The following is an 18,635-nucleotide window of genomic DNA, read 5'->3' as shown; positions in this document are numbered from 1 at the left end:
CTGAACATCGACCGCAACCGGTCATTCTTTACATCTTAGCCAACATCATCATTTGCGGGCCGCCGCTCCGCCGGTCGCCGCGTACCGGCGACCAATTTATCGACGATGCGCGCAGCGGCCACCATGCCGAAGGTGGCGGTCACCATCATCACCGCGCCAAACCCGCCGGCGCAGTCGAGCTTGACCCCTTCGCCGACAAAGCCCTTGTACTGACACACCGTGCCGTCGGGCTTGGGATAGCGCAGCTGCTCGCTGGAATACACGCACGGCACGCTGTAGTTGCGCCCTGGCGTGCGCGAGAAACCGTAGTCGCGGCGCAGGGTGGAGCGCACCTTGGAGGCCAGCGGATCGTTCCAGGTCTTGTTCAGGTCGCCGACCTGAATCTGCGTCGGGTCGATCTGCCCGCCTGCGCCGCCGGTGGTGATCACCTGAATCTTGCGCCGCTTGCACCAGGAAATCAGCGCGGCCTTGGCGTTGACACTGTCGATGCAGTCGATCACCGCATCCAGCTGCTCGGTGATGTACTCGGCCATGGTCTCGCGGGTCACAAAATCCGCCACCGCATGCACCACGCAGGCCGGATTGATTGCGCGAATACGCGCCGCCATCACCTCGACCTTGGGCTGGCCGACCGTGCTGTCGAGGGCGTGCAGCTGGCGGTTGCTGTTGCTGACGCAGACATCGTCCAGATCAAACAGGGAGATTTCGCCCACCCCGGAGCGGGCCAGCGCCTCGGCTGCCCAGGAACCCACACCGCCAATCCCGACCACCGCCACATGCGCAGCCGCCAGCCGTTCGGCACCCTCGCGGCCATACAGACGGGCGATCCCGGCAAAGCGTTGTTCATCCACAGGCATTCTTCTCTCTCGCAAGCCACAGGCGGCGCGCATTATAGGTAGCCGGCGAGCTGCACCCAAGCACTGTCTTGGTCTAGACCGAGCTAACCGATGAACAGCAGTAGCACATCGCCATCAGCGGAACCTTCAACGCCTGCTATCGTCCCAGCAATATGCCGGCCTGCCAGCTATACAGCCCAATGGCGGCGGCGTAGCATGCGCCACCCGACGCTCGTCGCTTTTTATTGCCCCTTCGCTGGACCTGCACACTATGCCTTCGCGTAAGTTTGGACTGAACCTGGTCATGTTCCTGGCAATTGCCGCCGTGTTTACCGGTATCTGGGCGCTGTACAACCGCCCGGTAAGCGCACCGGACTGGCCGGAACAGATCTCCGGGTATTCCTTCTCGCCCTTCCGCGCCGGGCAGAACCCGCAGCAGGACAGCTACCCCAGCGATGCGCAGATGCGTGCCGACCTGGAGTTGCTGAGCACCCAGACCGACAACATCCGCACCTACTCGGTAGACGGCCCGCTGGGCAATATCCCGCTGCTGGCCGAAGAGTTCGGCCTACGCGTGACCCTGGGCATCTGGATCAGCCCGGATCTGGCGCGTAACGAGCGGGAAATCGCCAAGGCCATCGAGATTGCCAATAACTCGCGCAGCGTGGTGCGCGTGGTGGTCGGTAACGAAGCGCTGTTCCGCAGCGAAGTAACCCCAGAGAACCTGATTGCTTACATCGACCGCGTGCGCGCAGCAGTCAAGGTACCGGTGACCACCTCCGAGCAGTGGCACATCTGGCAGGAATACCCGGAACTGGCACAACACACCGACCTGGTCGCGGCCCACGTACTGCCCTACTGGGAGTTCGTGCCGATGGAAGACGCCACCGACTTCGTGCTGGAGCGCGCCAAGGACCTGAAAAAACTCTTCCCGAAAAAGCCCCTGTTGCTCTCCGAGGTCGGCTGGCCGAGTAACGGACGCATGCGCGGCGGCGCCGATGCTTCCCAGGCGGATCAGGCCATCTACCTGCGCACCCTGGTCAACGCGCTGAACGCCAAGGGCTACAACTACTTCGTGATCGAAGCCTTCGACCAGCCGTGGAAGGCCAGCGATGAAGGTTCGGTCGGTGCCTACTGGGGCGTGTACGACCTGGATCGCCAGGCCAAGTTCGCCTTCGAAGGCCCCGTGGTAGCAATTCCGCAGTGGCGCTTGCTGGCCATCGGCTCGGTGGTGCTGGCCCTGCTCAGCCTGGCGCTGATGCTGATCGACGGCAGCGCCCTGCGCCAGCGCGGCCGCACCTTCCTGACCATTGTTGCCTTCGCCGGCGGCTCGGCCCTGGTGTGGATCGGCTACGACTACAGCCAGCAATACAGCACCTGGTTCAGCACCCTGGTCGGCCTGTTGCTGGGTATCGGTGCCTTCGGCGTGTTTATCGTGCTGCTCACCGAGGCCCACGAGCTGGCCGAAACCGCCTGGACCCGTACGCGCCGCCGGCCGTTCCAGCCAGTGCTAGCCGACAGTGCCTACCGGCCCAAGGTCTCGGTCCACGTGCCCTGCTACAACGAGCCGCCGGAGATGGTCAAACAGACCCTCGACGCCCTGGCCGCGCTGGATTACCCGGATTACGAAGTCATCATCATCGACAACAACACCAAGGACCCGGCCGTGTGGGAGCCGGTAGAGGCCTATTGCAAAGTCCTAGGGCCGCGCTTTCGCTTCTTCCACGTCGCGCCGATTGCCGGCTTCAAGGGCGGCGCGCTGAACTACATCCTGCCGCATACCGCGCCAGATGCCGAAGTGGTGGCGGTGATCGACGCCGACTATTGTGTCGACAAGAACTGGCTCAAGTACATGGTGCCGCACTTCAGTGATCCGCAGATTGCCGTGGTGCAGTCGCCACAGGATTACCGCGACGGCAACGAGAATATCTTCAAGAAGCTCTGCTACGCCGAATACAAAGGTTTCTTCCATATCGGCATGGTGACGCGCAACGACCGCGACGCGATCATCCAGCACGGCACCATGACCATGATCCGCCGCACGGTGATGGACGAACTGAAGTGGGCCGACTGGACCATCTGCGAAGACGCCGAACTGGGCCTGCGCGTATTCGAGAAAGGCTACTCCGCCGCCTATGCCCACCAGAGCTTTGGCCAGGGGCTGATGCCGGACACCTTTATCGACTACAAGAAGCAGCGCTTCCGTTGGGCCTACGGCGCCATTCAGATCATGAAGGGCCATGCGCGCAGTCTGTTCCTCGGCAAGGATTCCGAACTGAAAACCGGTCAGCGCTACCACTTTGTCGCCGGCTGGCTGCCGTGGATCGCCGACGGCCTGAATATCTTCTTCACCGTCGGTGCGCTGCTCTGGTCGGCGGCGATGATTATCGTGCCGCAGCGGGTCGACCCGCCGCTGATGATCTTCGCCATCCCGCCGTTGGCGCTGTTCTTCTTCAAGCTGGGCAAGATCCTGTTCCTCTATCGCAAGGCCATGGGCGTCGATCTGGTGCGCTCATTCCAGGCGGCGCTGGCGGGCCTGGCGCTGTCGCACACGATTGCCAAGGCGGTGCTCTACGGCACCTTTACCAAGACCATCCCGTTCTTCCGCACACCGAAGATGGCCAGCAACCACGGCATTCTGGTGGCCCTGGCCGAGGCCCGCGAGGAAGTGTTTATCATGCTGCTGCTGTGGGGTTCGGCCATCGGCATCAGCATCGTCCAGGGCCTGCCTAGCGCCGATGTGAAGTTCTGGGTGGCCATGCTGCTGGTGCAATCACTGCCCTACCTGGCGGCGCTGATCATGGCCCTGCTGTCGTCGCTGCCGGCGCCGCAGGCCAGCTCGCAGGAAACCGCTGCTGCCAGCTGACTACTGCCGCGCTTGAATGCCAGACGGCGGCCAATGGCCGCCGTTTTGCTTTAAGATGGCGGCCTTTCCGCTTGATGCCGCCCGGAGCCGCAATGACCGCCAACGCCACGCCCCTCTCCCCGACGCTGGAGCTTGCCTGCGAGCTGATTCGTCGCCCGTCCGTCACGCCGCTTGATGAAGGCTGTCAGGAACAGATGACACGTCGTCTGGCTGCCTGCGGCTTTACCATCGAACCGATGCGGATCGAGGAAGTGGACAATTTCTGGGCCAGCCACGGCAGCCAAGAGGGTCCTGTGCTGTGCTTTGCCGGGCACACCGATGTGGTGCCCACCGGCCCGATGCAGAAGTGGCAGCACCAGCCATTCGATGCGCTGATTGATGAAGACGGCATGCTCTGTGGCCGTGGCGCGGCGGACATGAAAGGCAGCCTGGCATCGATGATCATCGCCGTTGAACGCTTTGTTGCGGAATACCCGGGCCATAAAGGCCGTATCGCCTTTCTGATCACCAGTGACGAAGAAGGCCCGGCGCACCACGGCACCAAGGCCGTGGTTGAACGCCTGCGCGCACGTAACGAGCGCCTGGACTGGTGCATTGTTGGCGAGCCGTCGAGCACCACCCTGGTTGGCGACGTGGTAAAAAACGGCCGCCGTGGTTCGCTCGGCTGCACCCTCAGCGTACGCGGCAAACAAGGCCACGTGGCCTACCCGCACCTGGCGCGCAACCCGATTCACCTGGCCGCGCCGGCCCTGGCCGAACTGGCTGCCGAGCACTGGGATGACGGCAACGCCTTCTTCCCGCCCACCAGCTTCCAGATTTCTAACCTCAACGCAGGCACCGGCGCGACCAACGTGATCCCTGGCGAGCTGACGGCGGTATTCAACTTCCGCTTCTCCACCGAATCCACGGTCGAAGGCCTGCAGCAGCGCGTCGAGGCAATCCTCGCCAAGCACGGCCTGGACTATCACCTGGACTGGGCCCTCTCCGGCCTGCCGTTCCTCACTGAGCCGGGTGCCCTGCTCGACGCCGTGGCCGCCAGCATCAAGGCTGTCACCGGTCGCGACACCAAACCCTCGACCAGCGGCGGCACCTCCGACGGACGCTTTATCGCCACCCTCGGCACCCAAGTGGTCGAACTCGGCCCGGTCAACGCCACCATCCACCAGGTCGACGAACGCGTACTGGCCAGTGATCTGGATGTGCTGACCGAAATTTACTATCAAACCTTGGTCAATCTGCTCGCATGCTGATCTGCCCCATCTGCCAGGCGCCGCTGCAGACGCTCGACAACGGTGTCACCTGCCCGGCCAACCACCGCTTTGACCGTGCACGCCAGGGTTACCTGAATCTGCTGCCGGTGCAGCACAAGAACAGCCGCGACCCGGGCGACAACGCCGCCATGGTCGAGGCGCGGCGACGCTTTCTCGACGGAGGTCATTACGCGCCATTAGCCAAGCGCCTGGCCGAACTGGCGGCCGGTTATAGCCCGGCGCGCTGGCTGGATATCGGTTGCGGCGAGGGTTACTACACCGCACAGATCGCCGACGCCCTGCCGCACGCCGACGGCTACGCCCTGGACATCTCCCGCGAGGCGATCAAACGCGGCTGCAAACGCGCGCCCCAGCTCAACTGGCTGGTGGCGAGCATGGCCCGCGTGCCGCTGAGTGACACCAGCTGCCAACTGCTCGCCAGCGTCTTCAGCCCGCTCGACTGGCAGGAGGCCAAACGCCTGCTCGCCCCCGGTGGCGGCCTGCTGCGCATGGGGCCGACCCGTGAACACCTGATGGAATTGCGGCAGAAGCTGTATGACGAAGTGCGCGACTACGATGATCAGAAACACCTGGAGCTGATCCCCGATGGCATGCGCCTGGCCCACAGCGAAACCCTGACCTTTAATCTGCACCTGCCAAGCAGCGAAGCCCGCGCCGACCTGCTGGCCATGACCCCGCACGGCTGGCGCGCCAGCGCCGAGAAGCGCGCGGCGGTGATCGCCGAACCCTGCGACGTGACTGTCGCCATCCGCTACGACTGGATCGAGAGACTATGACCATGCGCCAACCGGATATCGAGATTTACCTGAAAGACGCCGACCACACCGCCATCGGCGAGTGGCTGAACAGCGCACTGGGCAGCTGCACACCCTGGCAGCAGAAAGGCCAGACTTACAAATGCATGGCCGGTGACGTACCCGTCACCTGGCTGCCCAAGGCCGTCGGCAAATGGAACAGCCTGTTCCTGGAAAGCGAAACCACCCCCTGGGCCGACGACCTGGCCTGCGCCCAGGCCGCCTTCGCCGCGCTGAATGTGGAAGTGCGCTGCGCACCGGGCGGCTGGCAGGAAGAAGAAAGCGACGAGCAAGCCGACCGCTGGATGCGCATCAGCGCCGATGGGGTTGAAGAGATCACCTGGCGCACCGGCTGACCGACCGCTGAAAACTAATGCGCTCGGCTATTCGGCCAGTTTATTAGCAGACACAAAAAACCCCGCCTAGGCGGGGTTTTGTTTAACCGGGTGGTTACTTCTTACCCAGTTTCTTCAGCTCTTCGTCACGCAGTTCGCGGCGCAGGATCTTGCCGACGTTGGTGGTTGGCAGCACGTCGCGGAATTCCACGGCCTTTGGCACCTTGTAGCCGGTGACGTTGGCGCGCATGTGTTCCATGACCTGCTCTTTGGTCAGGGTTTCACCCGGCTTGACCACCACGAAGATCTTGATCGCTTCGCCCGACTTCTCATCCGGCACACCAATGGCTGCGCACTGCAGTACGCCTGGCAGGGTGGCGAGCACGTCTTCCAGCTCGTTCGGATAGACGTTAAAGCCGGACACCAGAATCATGTCCTTCTTGCGGTCGACGATGCGCATGTAACCGTCTTCTTGGATCACCGCGATGTCGCCGGTCTTCAACCAGCCTTCGGCGTCGAGGATTTCGTCGGTGGCTTCCTGGCGCTGCCAGTAGCCCTTCATCACCTGCGGACCTTTGACGCACAGCTCGCCAATCGACCCCAGCGGCTGCTCAACGCCTTCGTCGTCGATTACCTTGCACACAGTCGATGGCACCGGAATACCGATGGTACCGATCTGGATATTGCTAAACGGGTTGACCGAGGCCACCGGGCTGGTTTCGGTCATGCCGAAGCCTTCGCAGATCGAGCAACCGGTCACCTGCTTCCAACGCTCGGCGGTGGCCAGTTGCAGCGCCATACCGCCGGAGAAGGTGGCCTTCAGGGTGGAGAAGTCCAGCTTGCGGAAGTCGTCGTTGTTGCACAGGGCAACAAACAGGGTATTGAGGCCGACAAAACCGGTGAACTTGTACTTGGCCAGGTCCTTGGTCATCGCCGGCAGATCACGCGGGTTGGTGATCAGCACGTTGTGCCCACCAATCAGCATCATTGCCATGCAATGGAAGGTGAAGGCGTAGATGTGGTACAGCGGCAATGGCGCGATCAGCACTTCGCTGCCTTCGCTCATTTCCGAGCCCATCAGCGCCTTGACCTGGAGCATGTTGGCGATCAGGTTACGATGGGTCAGCATCGCGCCCTTGGCCACGCCAGTGGTGCCGCCGGTGTATTGCAGCACGGCGATTTCGCCATTGCTCGGCGCGGCTTCCTTGACCGACTGGCCACGGCCCTTGGCCATGGCAGCGGTGAACTTGACGGCTTGCGGCAGGTTGTAGGCCGGCACCATCTTCTTCACGTGCTTGACGACCGTATTGACCAGCAGGCGCTTGAGCGGCGAGAGCATGTCACCGACTTCGGTGATGATGACCGTCTTGATCCCGGTTTTCGGCAGTACTTGCTCAACCAAATGGGCCATATTGGCCAGGCTGACCAGGGCCTTGGCGCCGGAATCGTTGAATTGGTGTTCCATTTCCCGCGCGGTGTACAGCGGGTTGGTGTTGACCACCACCAGGCCGGCGCGCAGGGCACCGAAGACGACAACCGGGTACTGCAGCACGTTGGGCAGTTGTACGGCGATACGGTCGCCGGGCTGCAGGTCGGTGTTCTGCTGTAGGTAGGCGGCAAAGATGCCAGACAACTCGTACAGCTCACCGTAGGTAATGGTTTTACCCATATTGCTGAAAGCTGGCTTGTCGGCGAAGCGTTGGCAGGACTCTTTCAGTACCGCCTGGATGTTCGGGTACTGGTCAGGATTGATTTCGGCAGCAATCCCAACGGGATACTTATCCTTCCAAAAGTTTTCGGTCATGGAAGCCCACTCCTCAGCAACAGCTTGATCTTCACCGCGCGTAGACGGTTGTTTATTGTAGATTTGCGTGTTTTCTGCGACTTAAACGGCAAAAAAATTGCCGGGAGCAATTTTTGACGTCGCACAGCGACGGCCCAGAAAGGCTGGTCGCCGTGGATGGCGGATCACAAAAAAGCCGCCCGAGAGTAGCAGCTTTGCCAAACAGCGACTAGCACCAATAAGCGCCGCAGCAGTCACAAAAGTGACCAAGCATCAACACTTGGTCATTTCCATAATTTCGCTGAAACCGGCGAGCTATAGGCGTTGCGCAGTAACGGAAGGGATTTCAGCGCATCCGCAGTTAAAGCTGCGGTATGCGCTGAAACAGTCACTGCCTTCAATCGATCAGGCGATATCGCGCAGCTCGCGACGCAATATCTTGCCGACGGGGGTCATCGGCAGCGAGTCACGGAAGACGATCTGCTTGGGCACCTTGTAACCGGTGAAATTCTCCTTGCAGTAGGCCTTCAGCTCATCGGCGCTGAGGCTGCTGTCGCGGGCCACCACGAACAGCTTGACTGCTTCCCCGGACCTCTCGTCCGGCACACCGATGGCCGCGCAGCTGGCGACTTTCGGGTGGGCCATAACCACGTCTTCAATCTCGTTGGGGTACACGTTGAAACCGGAGACGATGATCATGTCCTTCTTGCGGTCGACGATGCGCACAAAGCCATCCGGGTCGATCACCGCCACGTCACCACTCTTGAACCAACCCTCGGCGTCCAGCACCTCGGCGGTGGCTTCTTCGCGGTTCCAGTAGCCCTTCATCACCTGCGGGCCCTTGATGCACAGCTCGCCGCGCTCGCCCAGCGGCTGCTCGACGCCATCATCATCGATGACCTTGAACGCCGTGCCCGGCACCGGAATACCCACAGTACCCAGACGCGCCTTGTCGCCATAGGGATTGGTACTGGCTACCGGAGAGGTTTCGGTCAGGCCATAGCCTTCGACCACGGTGCAGCCAGTCATCGCCTGCCAGCGCTCGGCCGTGGCCTTGACCAGCGCGGTGCCGCCGGAGTTGGTGACCTTGAGTTTGGAGAAATCCAGTTTCTGGAACTCGGGATTATCCATCAGCGCGACAAACAGCGTATTGAGACCCAGCAACGCAGAGAACTGCCACTTGCCCAGCTCCTTGACGAAGCCTGGGATATCACGCGGGTTGGTGATCAGCACGTTGTGGTTACCGTTGACCATCATGCACATGCAGTTCGCGGTGAAGGCATAGATATGGTAGAGCGGCAGCGGCGCGATCATGATTTCCTGACCCTGCTTCATCAGCGGGGTGCCATCGTTGCCCAACTGCGACAGGCAGGCATCGACCTGCAGCATATTGGCCACCAGGTTGCCGTGGGTGAGCATCGCGCCCTTGGCCACGCCAGTGGTGCCGCCGGTGTATTGCAGCACAGCGATGTCTTCCTGACCGACCTTGACCGGCTTCAGCGCGTGGCCATGGCCCTGCTTGAGCGCATCCTTGAAGCCCACCGCCTGCGGCAGGTGGTAGTCAGACACCATCTTCTTGACTTTCTTGACCACGGTGTTGACCAGCCAGCCTTTCAGGCTCGGCAGCATGTCACCCATCTTGGCTTCGATCAGGTAGTCGATCTCGGTATCCGGCAGCACGTCCTGCACCAGCTTGCCGAACATATTCAGGTACACCAGCGCGCGCACGCCGGCATCCTTGAACTGGTGGCGCATCTCTCGGGCGGTGTACAGCGGGTTGGTGTTGACCACAATCAGCCCGGCGCGCATGGCGCCGAACACGGCAATCGGGTACTGCAGCACGTTGGGCATCTGCACGGCGATGCGCTCGCCCGGCTGCAGGTCAGTGTGCTTTTGCAGGTAGGCGGCAAAGGCCGCCGAGAGCCGATCCAGCTCGGCATAGGTCAGGGTTACACCCAGGTTGCTGAAGGCGGGCCGGTCGGCGAACTTCTTGCACGAGCGCTCGAACACCTCAATCACCGACTTATAAGTCCCCAGGTCGATGTCATTGGGTACGCCGGCCGGGCGTTTGTCGCTCCAGAAATCAGGCTGCATTATTTTTATCCTCTTGCCCTGAGATGGTCTGATCCGCGCTGCGGAGTTGGCTGGAAGTTAACAGCTAACGCCAAACAGGCAAATAGCCGGGCAGCGTCATTGACGCACTGAATCTTGCCGCTCCGTGTGGAACTATCCTGCCGCGCCGCCTATAACCAATCTGCACCCTGCGCTGACGGCTTCCCATGCCTATCGTTCTATTCGCTGCAACATTGCTGTTTCTCTTCGCGCAATCGGCGCAGGCCGAACCACAGCTGCGCATGGCCACTCTGGAATACCCGCCCTACAGCTCCGAACACCTGGCGGATGGCGGCAGCATCGTCGCCCTGACGCGCCGCGCCTTTGCAGTGCGCGGCTATCAGGTACAGATCGACTTTTTGCCCTGGGCGCGGGTGCGCGTGGAGTTGGGCAACGGCAACTACCAGGGCGCGCTGGCGCTGTGGCCCAAGGAGATCAATGAGGAAGGCCTGCAGCCCTCGCGCCCGCTGTTCTACAGCGAACTTGGGTTGTTTATCCGCGACGGCTATCCGCTGCAGTTCAACCAGCTGCAGGAACTGCGCGGCAAAACCCTGGGCATCGTGCGCGGTTACGGTTACCCGCAGCATATTCTCGACGCCGGGTTGACCCTCGAAGACGCCGTGGACGACATCAGCAACCTGCGCAAACTCAATGCCCGACGTTTCGACATGGTGCTGCTCGAACGTATCGTCGGTAACCACCTGATCGCCAACGATGAGCAGCTGCGCGGCAAGCTCAGCTGGCACGGCAATGTGCTCGAGCGCATCCCGCTGCTGGTCGGCTTTGTCCCGACAACGGCTGGCGAGCCGGACTGGAGCGCCGTGTTTGAACAGGGCCTGCGCGACCTGCACAGCCGCGGCGAATATATGCAGATACTGCGCGAGCATAATCGTTGAACCCGTGCGGACTTTGCGCCGTGCCGTGCGGGGTGCACAATGCGCAGCTTCTGCAGGCTTAAGGGATTCGCCATGCTCCACCAAGCGTTCTGGCTCAACAGCACCGATGCAGCGCCCCTCTTTGTCAACCGCTGGTATGCCGAACAGCCGCCCAGGGCGTTGCTGATGGTGGCTCACGGCATGGCCGAACACAGCGGGCGTTATGCACGCCTGGCGGAAGCGCTGGTGGCGCAAGGCTTCGAGGTGTATGCGCACGACCAGCGCGGGCATGGCAAAACCGCCGAACATGGCCTGCTTGGCCACTATGCCGACAGCAAGGGCTGGGAACTGGTGGTCAATGACCTGGCCAACCTCAACCACCATATGCGCCAGACCCATCCGCAAACGCCGATTTTCCTGCTTGGCCACAGCATGGGCAGCTACATTGCCCAGGCCTACCTGATGCAGCACAGCTGCAGCCTGCAGGGCGCGATTCTTTCTGGCTCCAACTACCAGCCCGTGGCGTTGTACCGCGTCGGCCAGTTGCTGGCCCGCTTCGAGCGCTGGCGACAAGGCCCGCAGGGGCGCAGTGCCCTGCTCGAATTCGCCTCGTTCGGCTCATTTAACAAAGCCTTCAAGCCCAACCGCACCGCCTTCGACTGGCTGAGCCGCGACCCGCTGGAAGTCGACAAGTACATCAATGACCCGCTGTGCGGCTTCCGCTGCAGCAACCAACTGTGGGTCGACCTGCTCGGCGGCCTGCAGCAGATCACCCCATTGCACAACCTCGCGCAGATCGACAACAGCCTGCCGCTGCTGGTGATTGGCGGCGCCTGTGACCCGGTCAGCGACGGCCATCGTCAGCAAGACCTGGGCAACGCCCTGCAAGCCGCCGGCAACCCCCATGTGCAGATACAAATCTATCCGGACGCCCGTCACGAGTTGCTCAACGAGAGCAACCGCGACGACGTGACCGCCTACATCATCGACTGGTTGCAACAGGCCCTTAGCCAACCGCGCCAGCGCCACCTACAGAGCCAAGAGAGTCACCCATGAGCCAGAGCAGCAACACGCCCTACGACGTTCTTGAAGTCGGCCAGACCGCCAGCTACAGCAAAACCGTCAGCGAACGCGATATCCAGCTGTTTGCCGAAGTCTCCGGCGACCACAACCCGGTGCACCTGGATGCTGAATACGCCGCTACCACCATGTTCAAGGAGCGTATCGCTCACGGCATGTTCAGCGGTGCACTGATCAGCGCCGCCGTGGCCTGCGAGCTGCCTGGCCCGGGCACCATCTATATCGGCCAGAGCATGCGCTTTACCGCACCGGTAAAACTCGGCGACACCCTCACCGTGCGCCTGGAAATTCTGGAAAAGCTGCCGAAATTCCGCGTGCGTGTAGCTACCCGCGTGTTCAACCAGAACGATGAGCTGGTGGTCGATGGCGAAGCGGAAATCCTCGCCCCGCGCAAGGCACAGACCGTTGAGCTGACTAAGTTGCCGCCGATCACCATCGGCTAAGAACCTACTTCGGATCGGCTGCGCGTCGGCCCTGCTGCGTTAAAAACAGGCTCGAAATGCTCATGTACAAAAGTACACTCCGCTTTCTCGCCTGTTTTTGCCTTGCAGGACTCTAGCTCGCGAGATCCGAAACAAGTTCTAAGCTTGCTGCCTCAGGCCGCTGCCTGCGGCGGCGCACTGCCCTTCTACACAATCGCGCCCGGGCAATCCGGTTCGGCGCTTCTGGAGATACCCATGTCCCTGTCCATGTACCAAGCATCCATCCCGGTCTTCACCCGTCAGCTGAACAACCTGTCGACCATCCTCGGCATCGCCGCAGCCCACGCCGAAGACAAGAAGATCGAGCAGAGCGTATTTCTCAATGCGCGCCTGGCACCCGATATGTTCCCCCTGAGCCGCCAGGTGCAGATCGCCTGCGACGGCGCCAAAGCTGGCGCTGCGCTGCTGGCTGAAGTAGAAGCACCGAGCCATGCCGACGACGAAACCAGCTTCGCCGAACTGCAAGCGCGTATCGCCAAAACCTTAAGCTTTCTGCAAGGCCTGAGCGCCGCGCAGATCGACGGCAGCGAAGCACGCACCGTCACCCTCAAGCGCCGCGACAAGGAAACCCATTTCCAGGGCCAAGCCTTCCTGCTCGATCACGTGCTGCCGAACTTCTATTTCCACCTCACCACCGCCTACGCCATCCTGCGCCATAACGGCGTGAGCATCGGTAAGCGTGATTTTCTCGGTACTCGTTAAGTAACTCTGCGCCTTAAAGCCGCGCCCACTGCCCATCGCCCCGATGGGCCTGCAGGTGCGGCAACACCGCCGCCAGCAAGGGTTCTTTGAACGCTTCCTGAAAGCGGTGGGCCAGGCCAGGGATCAGTCTCAATTCGCTGTTTTTGATATGCGCCGCCACATGTACGCCGTGCATCACCGGCAGCAGCGGATCGGCCGTGCCATGCACCACCAGGGTTGGCACGCGCAGACGGTTAAGCAACTCGACCCGGCTCGGTTCCGCCAGAATCGCCAACAACTGCCGTTGCACGCCTTCCGGGTTGAACGCCCGGTCGTAGGCAATCTGCGCCTGTTGCAGCAGTAACTGCCGGTCATCGCTGACCGTCGGGCTGCCCAGCGCCGCCAATAGGTCGGCCTGCTGCTCCAGGGCTATCGCGCGGTTAGGCGCTTCACGTTTGGCCAGCAGACTCAGCAGCGCGCTGCTTGGCGCCGGTAAACCCTGAGCACCGGAGCTGGTCATGATCAAGGTCAGGCTCTGCACCCGCTCAGGTGCAAGGTCGGCCATATGCTGGGCAATCATCCCGCCCATGCTCGCGCCCAGCACATGCACCTGATCCACCGCCAGGGCATCCAGCAGGCCCAGGGCGTCCTGCGCCATATCACGCAGGCCATAGGGCGCGGCCACCGACAGGCCGAGCCGATAGCGCAGCGCTTCGTAGGTCAGATTGATTGCCGGCGCCGTGCCGGCCCAAGTGCTCAGGCCGACATCGCGGTTATCAAAGCGGATTACCCGAAAGCCCTGCTGACACAGGCGCAGCACCACTTCATCCGGCCAGTGGATCAGCTGTCCGCCCAGGCCCATCACCAGCAGCAGCGCCGGATCGCTGTCGCGGCCAATGCTCTGGTACGCCAGACGCACTTCGCCCACATCCGCCGTGTGCGTCGGCACTTGAATATCACAACGCTGCGCCGCAAAAACCGGCAGGCCGCACAACAGTGCAGCGAGAAGAATCAACCCACGCATAACATCACCCAGACCCGGGACAGCAGAACGCAGCACCCCATTAAGACGCGAGTGTGGTGATGTTTGTACGAGCGCGCTGCCACACAAGCGTGACAGTTTGATGAAGGGAGACGAGCGGTCTCCCTATCACGACAAGAAGCGCCAACTAAAGCCCCTGCCACAGCTGATCAGAACCGAGGGAGGGGCTTTAGCCGCGACAGAACGCTATCAGGCCAGCTCGGTGCGCAACTGCCGTGCGGCAGACACCATATTGATCAACGCCGCCTCAGTCTCGGGCCAGGCGCGGGTTTTCAGGCCGCAGTCCGGGTTGACCCACAGGCGTTCGGCGGGAATACGCTGGGCGGCCTTGCGCAGCAATTTGACCATTTCGCCACTGTCCGGCACCCGTGGCGAATGGATGTCATACACGCCGGGACCAATGTCGTTGGGGTAGTCGAAGCGTTCGAATGCTTCCAGCAACTCCATGTCCGAGCGCGAGGTTTCGATGGTGATCACATCGGCATCCATGGCGGCGATGGACTCGATCACATCGTTGAACTCGCTGTAGCACATATGGGTGTGGATCTGCGTTTCGTCGCGCACGCCCGAGGCGCACAAGCGGAACGCCTCGGTGGCCCAGTTCAGGTAGCCCTGCCACTGCGCCTGACGCAGCGGCAGACCTTCACGGAAGGCGGCCTCGTCGATCTGGATGATCTTGATCCCGGCCGTTTCCAGGTCCACCACTTCGTCACGAATGGCCAGCGCCAGCTGGCGCGCCTGCTGTTCACGGGAAATATCGTCACGTGGGAAAGACCACATCAGCATGGTCACCGGGCCGGTCAGCATGCCCTTCATCACCTTGCGGGTAAGGGTCTGCGCATAACCAATCCAGGCCACAGTCATGGCCTTGGGCCGACTCAGGTCGCCATAGATCACTGCCGGTTTTACGCAACGCGAACCGTAGCTCTGCACCCAGCCGAAACGGGTAAAGGCATAGCCATCGAGCTGCTCGGCAAAATACTCGACCATGTCGTTGCGCTCGGCCTCACCGTGCACCAGCACATCCAGGCCGAGGTTTTCCTGCACCTCGACGGCGTGGCGAATCTCGCTGTGCATGGCCTCGGTGTAGTCACTCGCCGACAGTTTGCCGGCCTTGAATGCCTGGCGTGCCAGGCGGATCGACGCAGTCTGCGGAAACGAGCCGATGGTCGTGGTCGGGAACGCAGGCAACTGCAGACGCGCACGCTGCTGCTCGATGCGCGTAGCAAACGGCGACTGACGCTGGCTGTCGGCAGCGCTAATGGCCGCCAGACGCGCCTGCACCGCCGGTTTATGGATGCGTGGTGATTGCGCGCGGCTGGCCTGCACGGCTTGGCTTGCCGCCAGTGCGGCCTGCACCTGGGCGTTCTGCGGGGCATTCAGGGCAGTGGTCAGCAGTGCGACTTCCTCGCACTTCTGCACGGCAAAGGCCAGCCAGCTTTTCAGCTCGGCATCCAGCTGGTCTTCCCGGTTCAGGTCGACCGGGCTGTGCAACAGCGAGCAGCTTGGCGCTACCCACAGGCGCTCGCCCAAGCGGTCTTGAGCCTGCTGCAGAATCTGCAGAACCGGCTGCAGGTCAGTGCGCCAGACGTTACGGCCGTTGACCACACCCAGCGACAACACCTTGTAGGCCGGCAAACGGTCGAGGATGGTGGGGAACTGCTCGGGCGCACGCACCAGATCGATATGCAGGCCATCCACCGGCAGGCTGGCGGCCAGACCGAGGTTGTCTTCCAGGCCGGCGAAATAGGTGGCGATCAACTTCTTGCCCGGCTCACGCTGCAGCAGGTTGTAGGCACGTTCGAAAGCGTTCTTCCAGGCTTGCGGCAGGTCCAGCACCAGAATCGGCTCATCAATCTGCACCCATTCCACGCCCTGAGCGGCCAGGCGCTGGAGGATTTCGCCGTAGACCGGCAGCAGCCGCTCCAGCAGGTCGAGACGATCAAACTCGCTGCCCTTGGCTTTGCCCAGCCACAGATAGGTCAGCGGGCCGATCAGCACCGGTTTGACCCGGTGGCCCAGGGCGTGGGCTTCTTCGACTTCCTCGAACAGTTGCTCCCAGCTCAACTGGAACTGCTGATCAGCGGTAAATTCAGGGACCAGGTAGTGGTAGTTGGTGTCGAACCATTTGGTCATCTCCTGGGCATGGGCACCGCCGCAGCAGCTATTACTGACGCCGCGCGCCATGCCAAACAGGGTATCCAGGGTCGATTTGCCATCTGCCGGGCGAAAGCGCTCGGGGATCACGCCGAAGCTCAGCGAGTGCGTCAGCACCTGGTCGTACCAGGCGAAGTCACCGACGGGTAGCAGATCAATGCCGGCGTCCTTCTGTAGTTGCCAGTGAGCGGCGCGCAGTTCACGACCCACAGCCTGCAGACCGGCCTCGTCCAGCTCGCCTTTCCAGTAGGCCTCCAGGGCTTTTTTCAGTTCACGGTCGCGACCGATACGCGGAAAACCAAGGGAATGGGACAGGGCCATGTCAGAACGCTCCAGTAGATCAATAAGATGCTGGCTATTCTCGGCACCCTGCCTAAGTGAGACAAACTCAATCTATTCGCCTTGAACTATAGTTTTATTCATGTAGGGTGGATGACGCTTTATCCATCCACCACCGCCCGTGTTTGCCAATGGTGGATGAAAACAGCGTCATCCACCCTACCCTCCCGCCGAGGCCCGCCATGCTCGAATTGCGCCACCTGAAAACCCTGCACGCCCTGCGCGAAAGTGAAAGCCTGGTGGACGCCGCCGAGCGCCTGCACCTGACCCAATCGGCGCTGTCGCATCAGTTCAAGGAGCTGGAAGAGCGCCTGGGCATGCCGCTATTCGTGCGCAAGACCAAGCCGGTGCGCTTTACCAGCGCCGGCCTGCGCCTGCTGCAGCTGTCCGACACGGTATTGCCGCTGCTGCGCGGTGCAGAACGCGACCTGGCGCGCCTGGCCGGCGGCACCGCCGGACGCCTGCATATGGCCATCGAATGCCACAGCTGCTTCCAGTGGCTGATGCCGACCATCGACCAGTTCCGCGATGCCTGGCCGGAAGTGGAGCTGGACCTGGCCTCGGGCTTCTCCTTCGCCCCGCTGCCGGCGCTGGCGCGCGGTGATCTGGACCTGGTGGTAACCAGCGATCCATTGGAGCTGGCCGGCATCACCTATGTGCCGCTGTTTACCTACGAAGCCATGCTCGCTGTAGCCAACCAGCATCCGCTGGCCAGCAAACCGTGCATCAAGCCGCAGGACCTGGCCACGGAAACCCTGATCACCTACCCGGTAGAACGCGACCGCCTGGATATCTTCACCCGTTTTCTCGAACCGGCGGATGTCGAGCCGGCCCAGGTACGCACCTCAGAGCTGACGGTGATGATGATGCAACTGGTGGCCAGCGGCCGTGGCGTGTGCGGCCTGCCCAACTGGGCGCTGCATGAGTACAGCTCGCGCGGCTACGTGACCGCCAAGCGCCTGGGCGACAAGGGCCTGTTCGCCACCCTGTACGCCGGCATCCGCACCGATATGCTGGATGCGCCCTTTATGCGCGACTTCCTGCTGACCGCCAAGGACACCTCCTTCGCCAATCTGGAAGGCGTCAGCGTGGCACGCGGCTAAGCTTGGATAACCCGCCGCCTGAATATCGAGCACTGCATGCGCCGTTTGCTCACCGCCCTGCTGCTCTGTGCCGGCTTCTGCCAGCCCGCACAGAGTCAGGAACAGATCCGCATCGCCATCGGCGAATGGCCACCCTTTATCGGTGAGGCGCTGCCGCACTATGGCGTGGTGCCGCAGCTGCTCAACGAAGCGTTCGCCACCCAGGGCGTCAGCGTGGAATACGGCTTCTTCCCCTGGAAGCGCGCCTACACGGAGGTCAAGCAAGGGCGCTGGCAGGCCTCGGCCATCTGGGGCCGCACGCCGGAACGCGAGGCCGATTGCCTGTTCTCTGCTGTGGTGTACAGCGATGAGGTGGTGCTGTTCTACCGCCGCGACAAGCCCATCAACTGGGACGGTAGCCTGACCGGGGCCGAGCAGCTCAACGGCCTACGCATCGGCATTCCGCTCGGCTCGGCGAAGATGCCCGTGCTGGAACAAGCCGAGCAGCGCGACTGGGTGCAGTACGAAGCCAGCGGTGATGAACTGATCAACCTGCGCAAGCTGGCCGCCGGGCGCATCGATGCAGTGGATATCGTCAAAGGCTCAGGCAGCTATGTGCTCAACCAGCTCAGCGCCAAGGAACGGGCGCGCCTAACCACCACGCCAGCCTATGAAACCTGGGACTACCACCTGATCTTCTCCCGCCAGTTACCCGAGAGTGAACGCCTGCAGCAACTGTTCGATCAGGGCCTGCGGGAACTCAAGGACAGCGGCCGTTACGCGCAAATTTGGCAGCAGTTCAACGCCCACGCCGCCCCCTGATCGCCCTTTCGCACCACGCCACGGCAAAGCCTGTTACAACTGCCGGCTTGCTCCAGCGTGACCAACAGTCATAGCATG

15 protein-coding genes are annotated in these 18,635 nt (G+C 62.0%); 10 read left to right on the top strand and 5 right to left on the bottom strand.

The window, feature by feature from the left end; translation table 11 throughout:
• Positions 1–35: 35 nt before the first annotated feature.
• Positions 36–857, bottom strand: coding sequence for a tRNA cyclic N6-threonylcarbamoyladenosine(37) synthase TcdA (gene tcdA / locus P3C18_RS07320; RefSeq protein WP_275961174.1), 822 nt, complete (start codon positions 855–857; stop codon positions 36–38).
• Between the two features lie 250 nt (positions 858–1,107).
• Here tcdA and P3C18_RS07315 point away from each other — a divergent pair, with 250 nt between their 5' ends.
• From P3C18_RS07315 to P3C18_RS07300, 4 genes are all read left to right on the top strand, one after another.
• On the top strand, positions 1,108–3,702 hold the full coding sequence (locus P3C18_RS07315) for a glycosyltransferase (protein WP_275961173.1): 2,595 nt from the start codon (positions 1,108–1,110) through the stop codon (positions 3,700–3,702).
• Positions 3,703–3,794: 92 nt separating this feature from the next.
• The gene (dapE, locus tag P3C18_RS07310; protein ID WP_275961172.1) at positions 3,795–4,952 is read left to right on the top strand and encodes a succinyl-diaminopimelate desuccinylase; all 1,158 of its coding nucleotides are present in this window, start codon (positions 3,795–3,797) and stop codon (positions 4,950–4,952) included.
• Positions 4,946–5,749, top strand: a complete 804-nt coding sequence (locus tag P3C18_RS07305; RefSeq protein WP_275961171.1) for a putative RNA methyltransferase — start codon at positions 4,946–4,948, stop codon at positions 5,747–5,749. Before dapE ends, P3C18_RS07305 begins: the two co-directional genes overlap by 7 nt.
• A 2-nt stretch (positions 5,750–5,751) precedes the next feature.
• Complete coding sequence (locus P3C18_RS07300; protein WP_275961602.1) at positions 5,752–6,123, top strand: hypothetical protein; 372 nt, start codon at positions 5,752–5,754, stop codon at positions 6,121–6,123.
• A gap of 94 nt (positions 6,124–6,217) precedes the next feature.
• On the opposite strand, the gene fadD1 is transcribed toward P3C18_RS07300, so the two are convergent.
• Together fadD1 and fadD2 are read right to left on the bottom strand one after the other, a co-directional pair.
• Entirely contained in the window at positions 6,218–7,906 is a 1,689-nt protein-coding gene (gene fadD1, locus P3C18_RS07295; protein ID WP_275961170.1) for a long-chain-fatty-acid--CoA ligase FadD1, read from the bottom strand.
• Positions 7,907–8,290: 384 nt separating this feature from the next.
• Positions 8,291–9,979, bottom strand: a complete 1,689-nt coding sequence (fadD2, locus tag P3C18_RS07290; RefSeq protein ID WP_275961169.1) for a long-chain-fatty-acid--CoA ligase FadD2 — start codon at positions 9,977–9,979, stop codon at positions 8,291–8,293.
• A 185-nt stretch (positions 9,980–10,164) separates the two neighbouring features.
• Here fadD2 and P3C18_RS07285 point away from each other — a divergent pair, with 185 nt between their 5' ends.
• From P3C18_RS07285 to P3C18_RS07270, 4 genes are all read left to right on the top strand, one after another.
• Positions 10,165–10,893, top strand: coding sequence for a transporter substrate-binding domain-containing protein (locus P3C18_RS07285; RefSeq protein ID WP_275961168.1), 729 nt, complete (start codon positions 10,165–10,167; stop codon positions 10,891–10,893).
• 72 nt (positions 10,894–10,965) lie between these two features.
• Positions 10,966–11,928, top strand: coding sequence for an alpha/beta hydrolase (locus P3C18_RS07280; protein WP_275961167.1), 963 nt, complete (start codon positions 10,966–10,968; stop codon positions 11,926–11,928).
• Positions 11,925–12,395, top strand: a complete 471-nt coding sequence (locus tag P3C18_RS07275; protein WP_275961166.1) for a MaoC family dehydratase — start codon at positions 11,925–11,927, stop codon at positions 12,393–12,395. The genes P3C18_RS07280 and P3C18_RS07275 overlap by 4 nt, the downstream gene beginning before the upstream one ends.
• Positions 12,396–12,629: 234 nt before the next feature.
• Entirely contained in the window at positions 12,630–13,136 is a 507-nt protein-coding gene (locus tag P3C18_RS07270) for a DUF1993 domain-containing protein (RefSeq protein WP_275961165.1), read from the top strand.
• A gap of 13 nt (positions 13,137–13,149) precedes the next feature.
• On the opposite strand, the gene P3C18_RS07265 is transcribed toward P3C18_RS07270, so the two are convergent.
• Positions 13,150–14,139, bottom strand: coding sequence for an alpha/beta hydrolase (locus P3C18_RS07265; protein WP_275961164.1), 990 nt, complete (start codon positions 14,137–14,139; stop codon positions 13,150–13,152).
• Between the two features lie 207 nt (positions 14,140–14,346).
• Entirely contained in the window at positions 14,347–16,635 is a 2,289-nt protein-coding gene (metE, locus tag P3C18_RS07260; RefSeq protein ID WP_275961163.1) for a 5-methyltetrahydropteroyltriglutamate--homocysteine S-methyltransferase, read from the bottom strand.
• Between the two features lie 200 nt (positions 16,636–16,835).
• Here metE and metR point away from each other — a divergent pair, with 200 nt between their 5' ends.
• Entirely contained in the window at positions 16,836–17,756 is a 921-nt protein-coding gene (metR, locus tag P3C18_RS07255; RefSeq protein WP_108487605.1) for a transcriptional regulator MetR, read from the top strand.
• A gap of 36 nt (positions 17,757–17,792) precedes the next feature.
• Positions 17,793–18,557 carry a transporter substrate-binding domain-containing protein gene (locus P3C18_RS07250; RefSeq protein ID WP_275961162.1) on the top strand — a complete coding sequence of 255 codons (765 nt, stop codon included), beginning with the start codon at positions 17,793–17,795 and terminating at the stop codon, positions 18,555–18,557.
• The last annotated feature ends 78 nt before the right edge of the window (positions 18,558–18,635 follow it).

This window comes from Pseudomonas sp. 1928-m, from assembly GCF_029269135.1.
GTDB lineage: Bacteria > Pseudomonadota > Gammaproteobacteria > Pseudomonadales > Pseudomonadaceae > Aquipseudomonas.
This window is presented reverse-complemented; position numbering and strand designations above follow the sequence as displayed.